This window comes from Salinibacter ruber DSM 13855, from assembly GCF_000013045.1.
Taxonomy (GTDB): Bacteria; Bacteroidota; Rhodothermia; order Rhodothermales; family Salinibacteraceae; genus Salinibacter; species Salinibacter ruber.
In genome coordinates this window covers 688,974-705,734 of record NC_007677.1, presented here as the reverse complement: position 1 = coordinate 705,734, position 16,761 = coordinate 688,974, and the positions used below count along the sequence as shown (strand labels likewise).

At 66.6% G+C, this 16,761-nt stretch carries 17 protein-coding genes; 8 read left to right on the top strand and 9 right to left on the bottom strand.

Annotated elements, in window-relative coordinates:
* Positions 1–834, bottom strand: a complete 834-nt coding sequence (locus tag SRU_RS02795; RefSeq protein WP_011403307.1) for an inositol monophosphatase family protein — start codon at positions 832–834, stop codon at positions 1–3.
* A 139-nt stretch (positions 835–973) separates the two neighbouring features.
* On the opposite strand from SRU_RS02795, the gene SRU_RS02790 reads away from it, so the two are divergent.
* From SRU_RS02790 to SRU_RS02780, 3 genes are all read left to right on the top strand, one after another.
* Positions 974–1,810, top strand: a complete 837-nt coding sequence (locus tag SRU_RS02790; protein ID WP_011403306.1) for a hypothetical protein — start codon at positions 974–976, stop codon at positions 1,808–1,810.
* Between the two features lie 63 nt (positions 1,811–1,873).
* The gene (locus SRU_RS02785; protein WP_011403305.1) at positions 1,874–2,671 is read left to right on the top strand and encodes a biotin--[acetyl-CoA-carboxylase] ligase; all 798 of its coding nucleotides are present in this window, start codon (positions 1,874–1,876) and stop codon (positions 2,669–2,671) included.
* Positions 2,672–2,698: 27 nt separating this feature from the next.
* Positions 2,699–3,469 carry a type III pantothenate kinase gene (locus SRU_RS02780; RefSeq protein WP_011403304.1) on the top strand — a complete coding sequence of 257 codons (771 nt, stop codon included), beginning with the start codon at positions 2,699–2,701 and terminating at the stop codon, positions 3,467–3,469.
* Between the two features lie 29 nt (positions 3,470–3,498).
* Here the strand turns inward: SRU_RS02780 and udk are convergent, their stop codons facing one another.
* The 3 genes from udk to SRU_RS02765 form a co-directional block, all read right to left on the bottom strand.
* Positions 3,499–4,170, bottom strand: coding sequence for a uridine kinase (gene udk, locus SRU_RS02775; RefSeq protein ID WP_011403303.1), 672 nt, complete (start codon positions 4,168–4,170; stop codon positions 3,499–3,501).
* Between the two features lie 59 nt (positions 4,171–4,229).
* Complete coding sequence (locus SRU_RS02770) at positions 4,230–5,054, bottom strand: YaaA family protein (protein ID WP_011403302.1); 825 nt, start codon at positions 5,052–5,054, stop codon at positions 4,230–4,232.
* An 80-nt stretch (positions 5,055–5,134) separates the two neighbouring features.
* Positions 5,135–5,440, bottom strand: coding sequence for a YtxH domain-containing protein (locus SRU_RS02765; protein ID WP_011403301.1), 306 nt, complete (start codon positions 5,438–5,440; stop codon positions 5,135–5,137).
* 501 nt (positions 5,441–5,941) lie between these two features.
* Between SRU_RS02765 and SRU_RS02760 the strand changes: the two genes are divergently transcribed.
* The 5 genes from SRU_RS02760 to SRU_RS02740 all read left to right on the top strand — a co-directional run bounded on the left by SRU_RS02760 (position 5,942) and on the right by SRU_RS02740 (position 11,229).
* The gene (locus SRU_RS02760; protein ID WP_011403300.1) at positions 5,942–6,757 is read left to right on the top strand and encodes an alpha/beta fold hydrolase; all 816 of its coding nucleotides are present in this window, start codon (positions 5,942–5,944) and stop codon (positions 6,755–6,757) included.
* Between the two features lie 516 nt (positions 6,758–7,273).
* A complete protein-coding gene (locus SRU_RS02755; RefSeq protein ID WP_011403299.1) occupies positions 7,274–7,780 on the top strand; it encodes a single-stranded DNA-binding protein in 507 nt (168 codons plus the stop codon).
* A 328-nt stretch (positions 7,781–8,108) separates the two neighbouring features.
* Complete coding sequence (locus SRU_RS02750; protein ID WP_011403298.1) at positions 8,109–9,644, top strand: acyl-CoA dehydrogenase family protein; 1,536 nt, start codon at positions 8,109–8,111, stop codon at positions 9,642–9,644.
* Positions 9,645–9,740: 96 nt separating this feature from the next.
* Positions 9,741–10,448 (top strand): phosphoribosylformylglycinamidine synthase subunit PurQ, encoded by a 708-nt coding sequence (gene purQ, locus SRU_RS02745; RefSeq protein ID WP_011403297.1) that lies wholly within the window; start codon positions 9,741–9,743, stop codon positions 10,446–10,448.
* A gap of 139 nt (positions 10,449–10,587) precedes the next feature.
* The gene (locus SRU_RS02740; RefSeq protein ID WP_237701866.1) at positions 10,588–11,229 is read left to right on the top strand and encodes a rhomboid family intramembrane serine protease; all 642 of its coding nucleotides are present in this window, start codon (positions 10,588–10,590) and stop codon (positions 11,227–11,229) included.
* A 1-nt stretch (position 11,230) separates the two neighbouring features.
* Here the strand turns inward: SRU_RS02740 and SRU_RS02735 are convergent, their stop codons facing one another.
* The 5 genes from SRU_RS02735 to SRU_RS02715 form a co-directional block, all read right to left on the bottom strand.
* Positions 11,231–11,929: an HAD family hydrolase gene (locus SRU_RS02735; protein ID WP_011403295.1), complete on the bottom strand. Its 699-nt coding sequence runs from the start codon at positions 11,927–11,929 to the stop codon at positions 11,231–11,233.
* Positions 11,930–11,993: 64 nt separating this feature from the next.
* Positions 11,994–13,163, bottom strand: coding sequence for a hypothetical protein (locus SRU_RS02730; RefSeq protein ID WP_237701865.1), 1,170 nt, complete (start codon positions 13,161–13,163; stop codon positions 11,994–11,996).
* A 114-nt stretch (positions 13,164–13,277) separates the two neighbouring features.
* Positions 13,278–14,591 (bottom strand): aminotransferase class I/II-fold pyridoxal phosphate-dependent enzyme, encoded by a 1,314-nt coding sequence (locus SRU_RS02725; RefSeq protein ID WP_011403293.1) that lies wholly within the window; start codon positions 14,589–14,591, stop codon positions 13,278–13,280.
* A 330-nt stretch (positions 14,592–14,921) separates the two neighbouring features.
* Positions 14,922–15,617 carry a DUF5683 domain-containing protein gene (locus SRU_RS02720; RefSeq protein ID WP_118840721.1) on the bottom strand — a complete coding sequence of 232 codons (696 nt, stop codon included), beginning with the start codon at positions 15,615–15,617 and terminating at the stop codon, positions 14,922–14,924.
* A 132-nt stretch (positions 15,618–15,749) separates the two neighbouring features.
* A complete protein-coding gene (locus SRU_RS02715) occupies positions 15,750–16,730 on the bottom strand; it encodes a ParB/RepB/Spo0J family partition protein (RefSeq protein WP_011403291.1) in 981 nt (326 codons plus the stop codon).
* Positions 16,731–16,761 lie beyond the last annotated feature (31 nt).

The window sequence follows — 16,761 nt, the reverse complement described above, 5'->3', positions numbered from 1 at the left end:
CTACAGTCGCACGTCGTCCATCGGGGCCAGGTGGCCCAGCAGGGCGGCGTGCACCGGCCCGTTGGTGGCGCACATCTGTTGGTCGAATACGGGCGTGAGCCCGGCGTCGTCGTGATAGTTTGTGACCCGTCCGCCGCCCTCACGCACGAGCAGGACGCCCGCCGCGATGTCCCAGGGATTGAGCCCGGTCTCAAAGAAGCCATCGAACCGGCCGCAGGCCGTCCAGGCCAGGTCAACCGCCGCGGACCCGTGCCGGCGCACCCCTTGAGCGTCGCGGAGGATGTCGGCCAGCACGTCCAGGTACCGGTCCGTGTGCTCGAACCGGCGGTAGGGAAACCCCGTCGCCAGGAACGCCTCCCCAAACGCGTCCGTCGCGCTCACCCCTTCTTCCTCCCCGTTCACCTGAAGCCCGTGCCCTGCCACCGCCGTGAAGAGTTCGTCGCGCGGCACGTCGAGCACCACGCCGACCACAATCTCGTCCTCCTCCTGCAGCGCGATGCTGACGGCGTAGGGCGGCACCTGATGCATGAAGTTTGTCGTGCCGTCGATCGGGTCCACGATCCAGCGCCGCCCCGACACGACCGGCGCCTCCCCGTCGCCCGCCGCCCCTTCCTCGGCGAGGATGGCGTCTCGGGGAAAGGTCTCCCGGAGAGACTCGACGATGACCGCCTGGGCCCGCTCGTCGGCATCGGTCACGAAGTCGTTGCGGCTTTTGTCGCGCACGCCGCCGGGCCTGCCGGCCTGCTCCCGAATGACGGCGGCGGCCCGGCGGGCCGCCTGCACGGCCGTGTCGAGGAGCAGGTCGTACGGCGAGTCGTGCATGGGGGCGTCCATCTGTGCACGGTTGATTGCGGGCGCCGGAGGCCGAACGCCCCGAAGACTTTACGAAGCCCATTGCACGGGCCGAAACTTTTGTCCGGTTCTAGGCTAGCGGTACCGGAATGCGCCCCAACATATAAACCGACGATGAGTGATGCAGCCCGCCCCCTCCAAACGCGCCCGTTTTTTACATATCATTGTGGGCGGGTGGCTCCTGGCACTCGGGGGCCTGGGCTGTACGTCCCCCCCCGAGCACGGCGGGACGTACGCCGCGTTCGGCGCCCTCGACACGATTGAGGCCACAGACACGCCTCGGGACTCGGCCCTCGCCGTTCTTGCGCGACTGGACCGGACGGCGTTCGACTCGGCCTTTGCCCGTCTCGATGCGTACGCCGTCACCCGGGACGTGCGGACCGAGCAGCTGGACACGACCGGGGCCACCACCGCCTACCGGACGCGCACGCTCCGGTACCCGCCCGGCACCGGCCCCGGCACGATTCAACGGGCCGACTCGGCCGGCCGCTTCCAGGCCGGCGGATTTTTGGCACGCCTCACCCCTTCGCAGTCCCCTCGCGCCCGTCCCGGCAACCTGGCGGGGCAGGCCCTCGCCGACCAGCCGGCATACCTCGCCCCCCGCACGCAGGAGGCCTACCGGTACGCCCTGCGCCGCGACTCGCTTCTGGACGGCACGCCGACCCACGTGGTGGAGGCGAAAGTGCGCTCGGGCGAACGGGGCGCCGACCGGAGCATCCGGTACGCCCGCCTCACGGTCGATCGTGCGTCGCACGAACTGGTGGGCCTCACCACGACCCGGGCCAGCCGGATTCTGCTGTTCCGCGAGCGGAGCCAGATCACGCTCCGTCTCCGCCGCGCCCCCGACGAGACCTGGGTGCCCCACCTGACCCGCGTCCGGGCCGTCGTGGACGTGCCCCTTCGCGCCCCGCGCCAGTTCCGGACGGTGTCGGCGTACCGCGGGTACGCCGCCCGTTAGCAGAGGGCCGCAGGGCAGTGTTCACGCCCCGTCTCGATTTCCCCGCACCGACGCTTTCGTCTCATGCCCCTTCCCCTCGCCGCGGACACGCGGGATCGGCTCTCTACCGACCGCTTCGGCCGGTCGATGCGCGGATTCGAGACGGTCGGCTCGACGAACGAACGGGCGGCGCAGTGGGCCGCAGCGGGCGCGCCGGAGGGCGCCACGGTGCTTACCGAATACCAGACCACCGGACGGGGGCGCCACGGGCGCGACTGGACCGCCGACAAGGGCCGCAATCTTCTCTTCTCCGTGGTGCTCCGTCCCACGCTGCCGCCGGACCGGTTTGGGCTTCTCACCGTGGCCGCGGGCGTGGCCGTTGCCGAGGCGATTGAGGACTTCGTCTCGCCCCACTCGGCCGCCCTCAAGTGGCCCAACGACGTTCTTCTAGAGGGCCGCAAGGCCTGTGGCATCCTGCTGGAGTCGTCTCTGGCCCCGCCCAACACCGACGCCGTCGTCGTGCTGGGGGTCGGCCTCAACGTCAACCAAACCGACTTTCCCGACGCCCTCGCCGACACGGCCACGTCGCTCCGCCTCGCCAGCGGCCGCCCCGTGCCGCGCCCTCCCCTCCTGGCCCGGCTGCTCCGGGCCCTCGAACGTCGGTACGACGCCGTACAGCACAACGGGGCCGGCTCAGTCCGCGGCGCGTTCCGGGAGCGCCTTGCCGCCCTCGGGTCCTCCTTGTCCCTGCGCCTCCCCGGCACCGACGAGACCCTCTCGGGCACCGTGCAGGGCATCACGGAGACCGGGGCCCTGCGGCTGCGCACGGCAGACGGGGTGGAGAAAACGGTGCACGCGGGTGAGGTCACGACCCGGCGCTAAGTCTTTCATTCCCCCTCCTTTCCACACATGCTTCTCGCCCTCGACGTCGGAAACAGTGCCGTGAAGGCGGGCCTTTTCTCGGGCGACGAGCTCGTCCGCGTCTTCTCCGTCGACCCTCCGGACGCCGACGCGACGGACGCCTCCTACTGGCGAGCGGAGCTCGACTCGGCCCTTGCCGACGCGACGGTCGAGCACGCGGGGCTCGTGTCCGTCGTCCCCGCCCGCACCGACGCCGTGGCCCGCGGGCTTCGGGGCGTCGTGGACGCCCCCTTGACGATCGTTGCCCCCGAAATGGCCCTCCCCTTCACGCTCGACTACGACACCCCCGACACGCTGGGCACCGACCGGCTGGCCGCGGCGGCCGCCGGGTGGACCCGATACGGGCGCGACGCGTCCCGGAGCGTCATCGTGGTGGATGCCGGAACAGCCGTCAACTACGAGGTGGTGCACCGGACCGGCACCTACCGGGGCGGGGCGATCGGGCCGGGGGCCGTCCTCATGCGGAACGCCCTTCAGGCCGGCACCGCCCAGTTGCCCGACGTCCCCCTGCACCTTCCGGAGACGCCGGTCGGCTCCTCCACCCGGACGGCCCTGCAGAGCGGGATCCTGTGGGGCCTCATCGACAGCGTTCAGGGGATGGCTGCCCGTCTCGCCGCCCAACTCCCCGATGCGCCCCGGCTCGTCCTCACGGGCGGCTGGAGCAATCCACTCATCGACCACCTCACGATCGAGGCCGCGCACGCTCCCCACCTCGTGCTGCGCGGCGTGCGGCTGCTTGCGGAGAAAAACCGCGCGTAGCCCCCGCCCGCTGGGGCGGCGTGCCGGTGCTATGCCTGCAGCGTTCCCTGTTCCACCAGGCGGAGCAGCTCTTGAATCCGCGACATCACCATCTGGATGGCCACCTCGTTGTGCCCGCCCCGGGGAATAATGATGTCGGCCTCCCGCTTCGAGGGCTCGACGAACTCGAGGTGCATCGGGCGGACGGTTCGCTCGTACTGGCGCAGAATGCCCTCGATGGACCGATCCCGCTCCTGCATGTCCCGCCGGATGCGGCGCATGAGCCGGATGTCGTCGGCCGCGTCGACGTAGATCTTGATGTCCATCCGCTCCTCAAGGGCCGACTCGGCCAGCACGAGGATGCCCTCGATGATGATGACGGGGCGGGGCTCTACCGTCTCGGTCTCCTCGCGGCGGGTGTGCGTGGTGAAGTCGTACACCGGCTTCTCGATCGCCTCCCCCTCAATGAGGCGGTCGAGGTGCTCGCGCATGAGCGACGTCTCCAGCGCGTCGGGGTGGTCGAAATTAAACTGCGCCCGCTTCTCTCGGGAAAGGTGCGAGAGGTCGTGGTAGTACGCGTCGTGGTCGAGGATCGCAATCGGGTCGGACCCAAACTCCTCGAGGATGTGGTTCAGGACCGTCGTCTTGCCCGACCCGGACCCACCGGCAATACCGATAACGACCGGGGGGTTCATGGGCATCGGGGCGCGAGGGGCAGGCATGCGCAGGCAATGGGCGAGTCAGAACGGGGGCCGGGACGGCCCCACCGAGCAATTGGGGACTAGTCTTGTACCATGACGATTTCCCACGTTTTCGTGTCCTCGTCGTAGGTGGAGGCGTCTTCGTCGAACGTAAGTTCGTCGGACTCCTCTTCCGACCACTCCCGAAGGTCCTCCATCTCCTCGGCCGTCTCCTGCACGATGAAGTTCACGAACTGGCCGCGCTGCACCTCCAGGTCTTCTCCGGTGATGGGCACGCGCTCCCCGTCCTCGACGCGCTCGAACTGCACCTCAACGCGGGCCGTGTACGTGTGCTCGTCGGTCCAGGCGTTCCGGTGCACCTCAGGCAGCAGGTCCCACACCCACCGGTCCTCGAGGCTTTCGTTGAGCATGGGGCTGATGATGGGCCGCCAGTAGTCGGCCACCGGCCCCACGTCCGGCAGGGACGCCTCCATGCCGAGCTGGTAGTTCGGGATCAGGTCGTCGGGGCGCAGAAGCCCGAACAGCCCCGACAGGATCACTCCGTTTTCGAGGAGGCGACGCTGCGCCCCCGTGGGGAGGTTTGCGAAGTCCATGGCGGCGTACATCACGCCCGGGCTGAACCGGTCGAGGGCCGACATGAGCGGGGCATCGTAGATTTCGTCGTTGACGCGGATGGCCTCCTCCAGCTCGTAGCCCTCCACCCCAAACACCTCGCCGAGCGCCTCTTCGTCTTCCTCGTCGACCACCGCCTGCAGGGTGTCGATGAGTTCGCGCCGGTCGGGGTTCAGGTCGTCGAAATAGTTGAACGTCCCCGATGTGCGGTAGTCAAACATGTCCGGGGCGAACGGATTTCCGCCGGGCTGCTTCTGGTCGGCGGGGGAGAGCAGGACGGTCAGGTCTGGCATGTAGGGGTGGGTGGGTCAATCGATGGCGACAGAATGGAGAGCGGGGCCGAAGAGAAGGGGGCCCCGGCACGAGACGGGAGTCAGTCTGCGTCGTCGGCCTGCGACGCCTGGCGGAGCTCTTCCATCAACGCGTCAATGTCGTCGCGGATGTGGTCGGCCCGGGTTTCTGCGTCCTCGACGACGGCGGCGCTGTTGCGGCGCCCTTCGCTCTCCCCCCCGGATTGAAGGAGCCGACGGAACAGCACCCCCGTCTGGGCCGACAGTTGTTCGAGCTGATACGCGATGCGGCGGCGCGCGTCGGGGCCCCGCTGTGGGGCAAACAGCATGCCCAGGGCAAACCCGACGGCCCCGCCCGCCAATGCACTGCACACCCCAATTCGAGTCATGCGTTTCCGTGACGTCTCCTTCATGAACAATCGGCGTGCTAGGCGAGAAAACGTGTGGGGGAGCTGAATGGTGTTCTACCGCACAACAACGGTCCAGTTTCTCTCAGCGAGGGACCCGGCGCGGGTGCACGGCGGCCGCGTCCCCCGGCCGGAACGAGCCTCTTCCGCAAATCTTCGTTGCGTTCCTCGTGGTGCCCGGGCGGGGGGCAGGACGAAAAACGAACCCTTTTGGGCTCAGGGCTTTGAATATTATCGACCTCGTGCGTTTCTTGCAACACGTAATTGGGAATCTACACGGCCTTTGCCTACGCGCGTCGGCCGATCTTGCTGTTCCCCACCGACCGGGCCGGGGCCTCCCCGCCCGTCTCTGTGACGGTACCCCGCAGGTCGTACGCGTCGCCCTTCGTTGGGGCCTGAGGGTCGTTCCGGGCGTTCCGCCGGGAGCGATGCTCGGCGCGGCCTCGAACTGCCCCGCCCTCATTGACGACGAGCCTACGACGTATGCACGAAACCCCCTTCCCCATCCACGAAACGGGCTCCTTCCGCTACAACGCGGAGGGCCCCACCGACTCCCCCCTTCCCCCGGTCGTCCTCCTGCACGGCATGCTGGGCGACCTAAGCAACTGGGTCGACACCGTGGAGGCCCTCTCGGACAACGGCTACCGGGTGCTCGCCCCTATCCTTCCGGTCTACGACTTCCCGCTGTCGGAAACGGGGGTGCCGCGCCTCACGACGCACGTCCGGGACTTCGTGGACACGCTCGACCTGGATCGCGTCGTCCTCGTGGGCAACTCCCTTGGGGGGCACGTCGCCCTCCTGTACGCCCTAGACCAGGTGGAGAAGGTCCACGCCATGGTCCTCTCCGGGTCCTCCGGCATTTACGAGACCACAATGGGCTCGTCGTTCTTTCGGCGCCAGGACCGCGAGTTCATCCGGGAACGCACCGAGATGACCTTTTACGACCCGGCTCACGCCACCGAGGAGCTGGTCGACGAGATGCTCGAGATCGTGAACGATCGGCCGCGGGCCTTTCGGCTGCTCAAAATTGCCCGCTCGGCCGACGAGGAGACCGTGACGGAGCAGCTTTCGCAGCTTGACATGCCGTCGCTCCTGGTGTGGGGCCGCGACGACATCGTCACGCCGCCCGAGGTGGGGGAGGAGTTTCGGGATCGGATGCCGGACGCTCGCCTCGAGTTCATCGACAAGTGCGGGCACGCCCCGATGATTGAACACCCGGATACGTTTAACGCACTGACGCTCGAGTTCCTGGAGGAGCTCGCCGAGGAGGCCCCCCTCACGCCCCCGTCTGGCCGCTAGGGGGCCCGCGCTGTCCAATCGGCCGGACAGCTGTGTGGCGAAGCGCACGCCGTCCCCCCTGTAGGCGGCGCTCATCCGCAGAAGCGCCGACCGATTCCTGCCTGGCACACACATTGCAGGCTCTCTACGACACAGCGTCGGTCGCGTGCGCGGTCACGTTGTGCGGGACGTTACAGTCCCTAGGAGGCCTCCATCCTTGCCGGGCAGGTGCGTCTTTGGGTGAGCGCATCTGCCCGGCTTTTTTTGTTGTGAGGGGGGCCGCGGGCGGCACCGAAGCGCCTGCAAGCGCCGGGACGGCCCCAGGCATTTCTTTTGTTTGGCACAAAAGTTATGGTACAGGCCGTCCGTGTGTCTGTGGAACGAACAAGGGTTCGTGCTCTTCTTTTGGCGTTCGCCCGTACCGCAGCACCGTCCCGGGACACTTTTCGCGGCTCGTCGTATAGAGAATCCCGACACGGGACCGTACGGGGGCGCGGGCACTCATCGATCTTCGAACAATACGGCTAGGTGGTCATCATGGCACGCGGAGTCAACAAGGTCATTCTCATCGGCAACCTCGGCGACGATCCCGAACTGCGGTACACCGGCAGCGGGACGGCTGTCTGCAACATGTCGCTCGCGACCAACGAAACCTACACCGATAGCGACGGCAATGAGGTGCAAAACACCGAGTGGCACGACGTCGTGGCGTGGGGGCGGCTCGGAGAGATCTGCAACGAGTACCTTGACAAGGGCTCCCAGGTCTACTTCGAGGGCAAGCTCCAAACCCGCTCTTGGGAGGACCGCGACAACAACACGCGCTACTCGACGGAGGTGAAGGCCCAAGAGATGATGTTCCTCGACAGCAATCGCCAGGGCGGGGCGGACATGGACGGCTTCGACCAGACCCGTGGGGACGAATCCCTGGACCAAACCCGCCAGGAGCAGCCCGCCGGCTCTTCCGGTCCGCAGCCTGGGCAGCAGGCGTCCTCCGGGGGCGAGGACGAGGACACATTCGAGCCGGACGATGATCTTCCGTTCTAGTCGGGGATCGTTCCGGCACAGCTCCCCGCCATCGTGCGTCTTGAGAGGAGGGAGGTCGAGATTGCCTCGGCCTTCCTCCTCTTCGTGTTTTTGTCCATCCTCCGTCTTGACCTTTCGGTGTCGTGCCTCGTGGCATCGGGGACGCAAACCCGGAACTTGCCTTTTTCCTCGGCCTCCCCCGGCGATTTGTTGCAGCTTCGTTTGCAGATTGCTCCTCTGCGGTCGATCTTTTGCATTGTATGCTCGTTGCGGTAGGGCGACAACGCAACAACCACACTCTGTCACGGCCCTCAATTCGGGCCCACTGTCTCCTTGAGACCCCAGTACAATGAGCATCGCCTCCTACCTGTCCGAGGACCTCGGGACCTCCGTCGAATTCGAGACGTTCCGGGACGCCTTCCAGAAGAAGCTCCACAAGGTCTTCCGCATGCGCGGCGACTTCGATGCGGTCAGCACCCAACGCGGCCTCCCGCCGTTCATGATGCGGGAAATTCAGTCGATGACTCCGCTCTCGGTCTTTATCCCCGAGGAGTACGGGGGACGGGGCGGCCACGTGCACGAGTGCCAGTCCATCCTCGCCACGGCCTCCTACGAGTCGCTCGCCCTCTCCCTCACCCTGGGCATCAACGGCGCCCTGTTCCTTCAGCCCCTTACGAAGTACGGCGCCGAGTCCATCAAGCCCCCGGTTTTTGAGCGCTTCATTGAGGAAAAGAACCTGGGGGGGCTCATGATTACGGAGCCGGACTACGGGACCGACGCCCTCAGCATGGAGACGTCCTACACGGAGACAGGGGACGGCGACTACCACCTCACGGGCACGAAGCACTGGGCCGGCCTCACGGGCTGGGCCGACTTCTGGCTCGTCACGGCCCGGCGCCAGGGCGCCGACGGCGACCTGGGGCGCGACATCGACTTCTTCGTCGCCGACATGAACCAGCCCGAGCAGATGATCGAGGTCGAGGAGTTCTACGAGAACCTCGGCCTCTACATGATTCCGTACGGGCGCAACCACGTCGACATTCAGGTGCCCGCAAAGCATCGTCTCCAGCCCAAGAGTACGGGCATCAAGATGATGCTCGACACCCTGCACCGGAGCCGGATCGAGTTTCCGGGGATGGGCATGGGCTTCCTCCAGCGCATTCTCGACGAGGCGCTGGCGCACTGCAAGGAACGCTTCGTGGGCGGCAAGTCGCTCCTCGAGTACGACCAGGTGCAGCGCCGCGTGGCGGACATCCAGGCCGCCTACACGGCGTGCTCGGCCATGTGCCTCCACACCAGTGAACACGCCCATACCGACAACAACCTTGCCGGAAAGGCCCTCTCGGCCAACGCCACCAAGACGGTGGTGACGGACCTCATGCAGAACGCCGCCCAGTCGCTCCTGCAGCTGACCGGGGGCAAGGGCTACCGGCTCGACCACGTGGCCGGCCGCTCGGTGGTCGACAGCCGCCCGTTCCAGATCTTCGAGGGCTCGAACGACGTCCTCTACCAGCAAATTACGGAGTCGATTCTCAAGTCCATGCGCCAGGCGAAGGAGCGCAACCTCCGCTCGTTCCTGGAGGACCACGACCTGACGGCCCGTGCAACCGATTACTTCTCCGGGGCGCTCGACTTTGAGGTCGACCAGTCGCTTCCGCAGCGCAAGCTCGTGGACCTGGGGCGCGTCCTGGGGCGCGTCGTCACGATGGAGATGGTCATCGAGCTCGGCGATCGGGGCTTCCGGAGCGACCTGATCTCCAACTGCCTGCAGTCGTTCCAGGAGAAGGTCGAACGCCTGCTCGCCTCGTACGGACGCTCACAAACGCCGTCTGTGATCGACGACTACGTGGAGGGAAGCGCGTGGCTCGACTTCGTGAAGGCGTAGCCCCAACCCGCGTGCCGCTGCGGATTTTGAAAGCCGGACGCGGCCCCCTCTGCGGCCCCTGTTCATCCTCTTGTTTGCCCACCGCCCTGCTTCCTCATGTCTGCCCGCTTCGGTGTCGTCGTCTTTCCGGGGTCGAACTGTGACCACGACGCCTACCATGCCGCCCACGACGTCTTCGACCAGGAGGCGCGCTTCATCTGGCACGAGGAGGCGTCGCTCGGGGACGTGGACGTGGTGATCGTGCCGGGCGGGTTCTCGTACGGTGACTATCTGCGGTCCGGCGCGGTTGCGCGCTTCTCGCCCATCATGCAGGACGTGGTGCGGTTCGCCGAGGACGGCGGGCTCGTATTCGGCATCTGCAACGGCTTTCAGGTCCTCTGCGAAGCGGGGCTCCTCCCCGGCACCCTCATGCGCAACGAGTCGCTCCGCTTCGTCTGCAAGGACACGCCGCTCCGCGTCGAAAACGCCGGCACGCCCTTCACGAACGCCCTGACGGAGGGCCAGGTCATCACGATTCCGGTCTCCCACGGCGAGGGCCGCTACTACGCCGACGAGGATGTGCTCGCCCGCATCGAGGCCAACGACCAGGTGCTCCTCCGCTACTCCACGGCGGACGGCGCGGTCACCGACGAGGCCAACCCGAACGGCTCGGTCCACGGCATCGCCGGCCTCGTCAACGAGGCGGGCAACGTGTGCGGCCTCATGCCCCATCCGGAGCGGTGCGTAGAGTCGCTGCTCGGGGGAGACGACGGCCGGCTCATCTTCGAGTCGCTCCTGAACCACGTCTCTATCGTCGCGGCGTAAGGCGTGACGGGAGGGGCGTCTTCTCCAGCGCCCTCCACACGCCCTGCGGTGTGTCGGCACGCATTTCCGCCCCCGCCCTCCCCCTTCGTTGTCCAGTTCCCCCGCTTTTCTCGTCTCCCACGTCCCGCTCGTCCCCCGAATGGAGCGTCTGCTTCAGGCCCCCATCACGCTCGCGCTGCTGCTCTCCAACCTGGGCGTGAGTCTGTACGCCTTCACCGACCCGTCCCTCCTCCGGGAGCTGTCGTTCCGGCCCCACCGCATCCGGACCCACCGGGAGGGCTACCGGTTCCTCACGGCCGGCTTCGTGCACGCCAGCGGCACGCACCTGGCCTTCAACATGATCACGTTCTACTTCTTCGGGCCCTTGCTGGAAGGGATCTTGGGGATCGGGGCGTTCTTGCTGCTCTACTTCGGCTCCGAGCTCGCGGCCCACGCCCTTACGTTCGCCGCGCACCGCGACGATCCGAACTACTCGGCGGTCGGGGCGTCGGGCGCCATCAGCGGGGTCGTGTTCGCGTTCTGCGTGTTCTTTCCGCTTCGCAACCTCTACCTGTTCTTCGCACTGCCCATTCCGGCCGTCCTGTTCGCGTTCGGGTACGTGTTCGGGTCGATCTACGCCATGGGAGGTGACAGCCGCGGCGGTGCGCGCGGCAGCGTGGGCGACTGGATTGCGCACGAGGCCCACGTGGGGGGCGCACTCGCGGGCGTCGCGCTCACGATCCTCCTGGAGCCGCGCTCCGTACAGGTCTTTCTGGAGTCGTTCCGGCAGCTTCTCGGGTAGCCTAGAGCACCCGGGCGCGCAGGTCGCCCCAGTCCGAGAAGGTGAAGCCCCGCTCGTTCGTCGAGTGGCCGTTGGTGCCATTCCGGGCGTACCACGCCACCCGCCACCCCACCGGCTCCGCACCCTCCACGTCGGACCGGTACGAGTCCCCCACGTAGAGCACGTCTTCGTAGGCGACCCCTGCCGTCTCCGTGGCGTGGTCGAACACCTCCGGATCGGGCTTGAGGACGCCGACGTCCTCACAAATCACGAGGGCGTCGGACCGCTCGCGAAGCAGGGGAAACTGATCGAACTTCTTCTCTTGCACCTCGGCGAAGCCGTTCGTGATGACGCCCACCGGGTGCCGATCGGCGATGGCCTCAAACGTCTCTCGTGCCCCTGGAATAAAGGCCCAATGCTCGGCGTAGCGCTGCATGTAGTGCCGGGCGATAAGGGTCGCGTCGGCGTGGGGGGCATCCACCGCCTCCAGCAGCCCCTCGAAGCGCCGCTGCTGCACGGTCCGCTTGTCGATCTCCCCGTCGGCGTACCGGCGCCAGAGCGGGGCGTTGATGGTGTGGTAGGTCTCCTGCAGCTCGTCGACCGAGAGGGCGCCGAAGACAGTCAGATAGCGGGTCCGCACGTCGGCCAAGGCCTTCCGCTCGGCGGTCTGGTGGTCGAGCAGTGTGTCGTCGAGGTCGAAGTACACGAATTCGGGGTCCATCGTCGGAGGGGCAACGTTCGGGGTCGAGGGGCGGGCGTCGGTGTGCAGTCGGCCGTTCGCGTCTTTAGTCGTTCTGGGAAAGGGGCGTCTCGAACATCGCGTATTCCTTGTCGACGACGGCCCCCAGGGACTCGACGTGGTTTTTGAGTCGGTCGTTCGTATCGAGGACCCAGCTCATCTCGCAGGCCGCGTAGCCGTTCGCCGGCCCATTCTCGATGGTGGCGAGGACGAGCATGCTATCCAGTCCCTTTCCCTGATAGTCCTTCCGAATGCCCATGAGCGGCATGCGGCACTCGTGAACCCCGTACTGCATGTGGAGGAACAGCGTTGTGAGGCCGGACGGCACGCCGTACGGGAAGAGGCGCCCATCGGGGACGTGCCGCAGCGCCTGGTTCACGTCCGGGAGCGCGACGGAGAAGCCGACCGGCGTGCCCTCGTGCTCGACGAAGAAGACGATCTCCGGGTCGACAATCTGCTTCAGCTCGTCGGCGAGCTGCTGGAGCTCCCCCTCCGTCATGGGCACGAACCCCCAGTTGTCGGACCACGCGTCGTTGTAGATGTCGCGGACGGTGCGCACCTCCTCTTCGAGGCGGTCCATGTCGAGCGTACGCAGCGACAGGCCCGGCGTGCGTCGTTTGACCAGATCCACGCCGCGCTGCAGCCGCTCGTACTTCGCGTACTTCTTGTGGAGGTAATACGCCCACATCGTCATCGCCCGCTCCAGTCCGTAGCGCTCCAGAAAGCCCTCGTGGTACGGCGGGTTGTAGGGCATGAGCAGGGACGGCGCCCGGTCGAACCCGTCCACCAGCAGGCCGGCGGTGTCGTTGAGCGACGGGTTGGCCGGGCCGCGCATGCGGCGGAGGCCCTGCTCGCGGAGCCAGTCGGCGGCGGCGTCGAGGAGCGCCTCGGCAACGGCGTACTCCTCCACGCACTCGAAGAAGCCAAAGAACCCGGTCCCGTCCTCGTGCTTCTCCAGGTGCATGCCGTTGACGATGCCCGCGATGCGCCCGACGACCGCGCCGGAGGCATCCTCCGCCAGGAAGAGCTGCATGTCGCCATGTTCGAAGAACGCGTTCGAGGACGGGTCGAGCGTGTCCTTCACGTCGCGGCGCAGCGGCGGCACCCACTCCGGGTAGCGCCCCGGATAGAAATCGTAGGGGACGTCGATGAACCGTGTCCGGTCGCGCCCCCCATCGACGGGGCGGACAGTCACGGCGGAGGTCGAGGCCGGCATGCGGGACGAACGGGAGCTGTGGGAGGGCCATGCGAAAACGCCGCCGCTTCCCGACGACAGATCGGAAAACGACGGCGTCATTACGGGCCGAATGGGGCCGCTGTTCGGGACCGGCTACGCGCCCGCGGGCACCTCGTGGCCGTTCGTTCCGATCACGCCCAACTTCTTGCCCACCTTGTGAAAGGCGTCGAGAATCTGGTCGAGTTCTTCGTCGGTGTGCGTGGCCATGTAGGAGGTGCGCATGAGGGCCTGCCCCTTCGGCACGGCGGGCGGCACGACGGCGTTGACGAAGACCCCCTCGTCGATCAGCTCCCGCCAGAAGCGGAAGCACAGCTCCATGTCGCCGATGACGACGGGGATGATGGGCGTTTCGCTCTCCCAGACGTCGAAGCCGAGGTTGCGGAACCCGTCGCGCATGTAGTCGGAGATCTCGTGCAGTCGGTCGAGCCGCTCCGGCTCGTCCTGAAGAATCTCGAGAGACTTCAGGACGGTGGCCACGGTCGACGGCGGCATCGACGCGCTGAAGACGTGGGTCGACGCTTCGTGCCGGATGTACTCAACCACGTCGTGGTCTCCCACGCAGAAGCCCCCGATGGAGGCAAAGCTCTTGGAAAAGGTGCCCGTGATGAGGTGGACGTCATCCTTGCGGCCGAACGTGGAGGCCGATCCGCGCCCGCCGTCGCCGATGACCCCAATTGCGTGGGCGTCGTCGAGCATGAGGGCCGCGTCGAACTCGTCCGCGAGGTCGAGCAGGTCGGGCACCCGCGCAATTTTGCCGCTCATGGAGAAGACGCCGTCCGTGGCGATGAGCTTGCCTGCGTCCGGGCGCTCCTCGTGGGCCCGCTTGAGCATTTTGCGGAGGTGGTCAAAGTCGTTGTGACGGTACCGCTTGGTCTCCGCGAGGCTTTTCTGCGCCCCTGCATTGATGCAGGCATGGTTGTCTTTGTCCGAAAAAATGATGTCGCCACGGCCCGCCACGGCTTCGAGCACGCCTTCGTTCGTCATGTAGCCGGTGGAGAACAACACGGCCTCCTCCTTCCCCATGAAGTCGGCGAGCTTCTCCTCCAGCTCCAGGTGCAGGTCGAGCGTTCCGTTGAGGAAGCGACTGCCGGTACAGCCGGTGCCGTACGTGGCCGTTGCCTCCTGGGCCGCCTCCTTCACCCGGGGGTCCGCGGTAAGCCCAAGGTAGTTGTTCGATCCTGCCATCACGAGCTCGTCGCCGTTCATGACGGCCCGGGACCCTTCACTCTCCTCGATGGGCCGGAAGTAGGGATACAAGTCTGCTTGCTTCAGTTTGGCGTAGTCGCCCGACGGATCGAAGAAGCGGTGGCACTTCTCAAACAGAGACGGCTCTTCCTGGGCGGGAGACGCCTGCTCGGGCTCCTCGGGCCGGGTGGACTGGCGGGGGGGGCGATCGGGTGTCGTCATAAAAGCGGGAACGCAGTGCGTAGTTCAGGACGCGAAGGACGTAAGGTATGCCGCGCGTTCGTGGGTGCCCGCGACGAAGCACAGTCTTTCTGCATCTAGGTATCGCCGCACCGCTCCGAACGAAAGTAACACGCGACGCCCGGGGCTTCCCGCTGCGTGGGGTGCTACAGTTCTCGGGCCCGGGGAATAACAAAACGTGATTGATCAGTACGTCTCGCGGCGCAGGGGTTTCACCAGTTTCCCGCATCGAAGGGCTTCCATTCTCCCCCATGCCCAAAATTTTGGGGCAGTTTTACATCTTGTTCGCCGCGGGCGTGATCGGGCGCGCCGCTAGAACCGGACGTGGAGGCGAACCCCAATGCCATTAATATCTCGCAAAGACACTTCTTCGGGCGTCCGGTCGGTCCCGTTCTGCCGTCCCGCGACCACGGGCTCGCCTCCGCTCGGACGCACGTCGAGCGCGACGTCCCCCACATTGAAGCTCAACAGGTGCGCACTGACGTACGCGTCCAGCACAGTGAGGGCGTAGAACAGGCCCGTGCCTAGAATCGACAGGTCGCGCCAGCGCCGATACTGATCGCGCTGGTCGCGGAGTTGACGCCCCCCGACGGTGCTACCCTGCGGGTCGCCGCCCAGTCGCACGACGGCCTCGTCGTACTCCCCTTCGAACTGCCCGTACGGATTGTCCCCGCCATTTTCCTCGGCCCGGTTCCGTCCAATCACGTAGAGGTTGGCGTTCCGGAACAGGCGGTAGCGCCGGGTCAGGGTGTAGATGGCGTACCCGCCGCCCGCCAGGCCCGCGTAGACGAACGGCATCTTGTAGTACTGACGGTTGTAGAATTGTCCCCATCCGGGCGCGGCGGCCGCCCGCCAGAGGGCCCCACGGGGAGAGTGATCCGGCGAAAATCCCTTCTCCTCCAGGATGGAGGCGCGCACGCTGTCCGGCTGCGCGGAGGCCGTGCCGGTGCTTAGGCTCGCTCCCAGGAGCACAACGAGCAGTCCCAAGCCGAGTCCGACACGGCGCATCTGGATCACAGGCACCCGATCGACGAACGAAACAACACGGTGTGTCACCAGGGGAGGCGTCTCCTCCCCGGCCGCTCCCGGTCCTTGGCCGGGGGCCCCGATCTCAACCCCGCTTCAAAGCAGTGGCCCCACCTACTCGCTCGCCAGAAGCTCCACGAGACGATTCAGGTCCTCCTCCGAGTAGTAAGAAATTTCGATCGTTCCCTCGCCGTCCTTCCGGTGCTGAATCTGTACCTGGGTGCTAAACCGGGACCGAAGCCGGTTTCGGAGCTCTTCGAACTGAAGATCGTCCCGGTCGGGGGCCGTCTCGGGAACCGCGGTGTCGTCGGCCCCCTCTGCTGCTTCGGAGTCGGCCGCCCCCTCGTCTTCGTGCCACTGGCGGGCCCGTCGCTCCACCTCACGCACCGACAGGTCCTCCGCGATGGTTTCTTCGAGCAGCGCCACCTGGGCCTCGTCGTCGTCCATCGCAATGAGGGCCCGGGCGTGGCCCATGCTCACCTGCTTGTCCCGGAGTGCGGCCTGAATGCGGGGCGGCAGGCGGAGCAGACGAAGGAAGTTGGACACCGTCGCCCGGCTCTTGCTCACGCGCTCGGCCACCTCTTCCTGCGTCAGGTCGCACTCCTCGACGAGGCGCTGGTAGCCGAGGGCAATCTCGATGGGGTTCAGCTCCTCGCGCTGGACGTTTTCGACGAGGGCCATCTCGAGCATTTCCTCCGAGTCGGCCTCGCGGATAAATGCCGGCAGGTGCTCCATGCCCGCCCGCCGGGCCGCCCGCAGGCGACGCTCACCCGAGATGATCTCGAACTCGCCGTCCCCCAGCGCCCGCACCGTAATGGGCTGGATGATGCCGATCTGCTCGATGGAGGCCGCCAGCTCGTCGAGGGCCCCCTCCTCGAACTCCTGGCGCGGCTGGTAGGGGTTGGGCCGGATGCGCTCCACCGCCACCTCCGCAACGCGCCCCAGCAGGCGGGTCCCGTCTTCGAACTGGTACAACTGACTCTGCTCCTCCGGCGCCTCGTCGGTTGAACCCTCGCCGTCCCCCGACGCCTGCTCGTCCTGGTCTTCGGGCAGGAGCGCGTTGAGGCCTTTGCCTAGTGCTGATTTCTTACCCATTCGAAACCGGGGATCGACGAAAAAGGAGAGC